Origin of the sequence: Streptomyces populi (assembly GCF_002911015.1) — a bacterium.
Lineage (GTDB): Bacteria > Actinomycetota > Actinomycetes > Streptomycetales > Streptomycetaceae > Streptomyces > Streptomyces populi.
This window is the reverse complement of record NZ_KZ627084.1, coordinates 1-1,765: the sequence shown is the minus strand read 5'-3', so window position 1 is coordinate 1,765 and position 1,765 is coordinate 1. Positions and strand designations below refer to the sequence as shown.

Genomic DNA, 1,765 nt, shown 5'->3' with positions numbered 1-1,765 from the left:
GCCAGCGCAAGCGAACCGGCACCCCGCCGTCCCCGCCCGGAACCCGACGTGCTGGGATGCGGAGCTGTAGCGGTTCTGCGACATGCGTGCGGAACCCCTGGGCCCGGGGGCCCGTCTCGGTCCACGGAACCCACGGGAGGCACACATGCAGCGGCGTTCGTTCATCGGCGGAGCCACCGCCGTTCTCGCGGCGGCGGCGACGTCCGCCTGCAACGGCGGCGACAAGGGCGGCACCCACGCCGACGGCAAGGCCGGGAGCGCGAGCGCCACGAGCACCGCGGCCGACACCACCGGCATACGCACGGCGACCGCCGCCAACCGCGCGGCCGCCAACTGGACCGCACTGGGCCACCAGTTGGACGGCGCCCTGATCCGCCCCGGCGACCACAGCTGGCCCGCCGCCCACCAGCTGTACAACACCCGCTTCGACAGCCTGAAGCCCGCCGCCGTCGCCTACGTCGCGCACGCCGACGACATCCGCACGACCATGGACTACGCCCGCGCCCACGGCGTGAAGGTGTCCATCCGCAACGGCGGCCACTCCTACGCGGGCTGGTCCTCCGGCGACGGCCGCCTGATCATCGACGTCTCCAAGCTGAACAGGATCCGCGCCTCGGCGAACGAGGCGGTCGTCGGCGCCGGTTCCAAGCTGATCGACGTCTACCGCGCCCTGGCCGCGAAGGGCGTCACCATCCCCGCCGGTTCCTGCCCCACCGTGGGCGTCTCCGGACTGACCCTGGGCGGCGGCCACGGCGTCGTGTCCCGGGCGTACGGACTGACCTGCGACAGCCTCACCCAGGCGACGCTGATCACCGCCGACGGCAAGCAGCTCACCGCGAACGCCACCCAGAACAAGGACCTGTTCTGGGCGCTGCGCGGCGCCGGCAACGGCAACTTCGGCGTCGTCACCGAGCTCCGCTTCAAGACCCACCCGGCACCGCAGGGCGTCTCGGCGTACATGACCTGGCCGTGGGCCAAGGCCGCCGCGGTGGTGAAGGCCTGGCAGGAGTGGGGTCCGAGCCAGCCGGACGAGATCTGGTCGTCCTGCCACCTGGCCGGCGCGGCCGGCGGCACGCCCACCGTCTCCATAGCCGCGTTCTCCCTCGGCACCTACGGCGAGCTCCAGAACGCGGTGGACCGGCTGGCGGACCGGATCGGCTCCCCCGCGCGCAGCGTCTCCCTCAAGCGGCGCTCGTACGAGGACGCGATGGAGGTGTACGCGGGCTGCTCGTCGTTCTCGGCGGACGCCCAGTGCCACCTGCCGGGGTCGACGCCGGGCCGCAGCCCGCAGGGCGCCCTCGGCCGCGAGACGTACGCGGCCCGCTCGGACTTCTTCGACCGTTCGATCTCGGCGGCCGGGATCCAGACGCTCCTGAACCAGATCTCCGCGGTCCGCGGCGGCGCGGGCAGCATCGCGCTCACCGCGCTCGGCGGCGCGGTCAACCGCGTCGCGCCCACGTCCACGGCGTTCGTGCACCGCCGCTCGCGCATGCTCGCCCAGTACATCGCGTCCTGGCGGGCGGGCACCTCCGGCACCACCGCCCAGTCCTGGCTGACGGGCGCCCACAACGCGATGGGCCGGTACGCCTCGGGCGCGGCCTACCAGAACTACACCGACGCGACGCTGACGAACTGGCGCAAGGCGTACTACGGCGACGCGGCCGCCCGTCTGACGACCCTGAAGCGCCAGTACGACCCGAACCGCTTCTTCTCGTTCCCCCAGGCTCTCTGAGGACGTCTCCCGAACGGCCGCGGCCGGGCCCGG

The 1,765-nt window shown here is 73.1% G+C and carries 1 protein-coding gene; it reads left to right on the top strand.

From position 1 onward, the window contains the following. Positions 1 to 145 precede the first annotated feature (145 nt). Positions 146 to 1,732, top strand: coding sequence for an FAD-binding oxidoreductase (locus CW362_RS42750; RefSeq protein WP_103554948.1), 1,587 nt, complete (start codon positions 146 to 148; stop codon positions 1,730 to 1,732). Positions 1,733 to 1,765 lie beyond the last annotated feature (33 nt).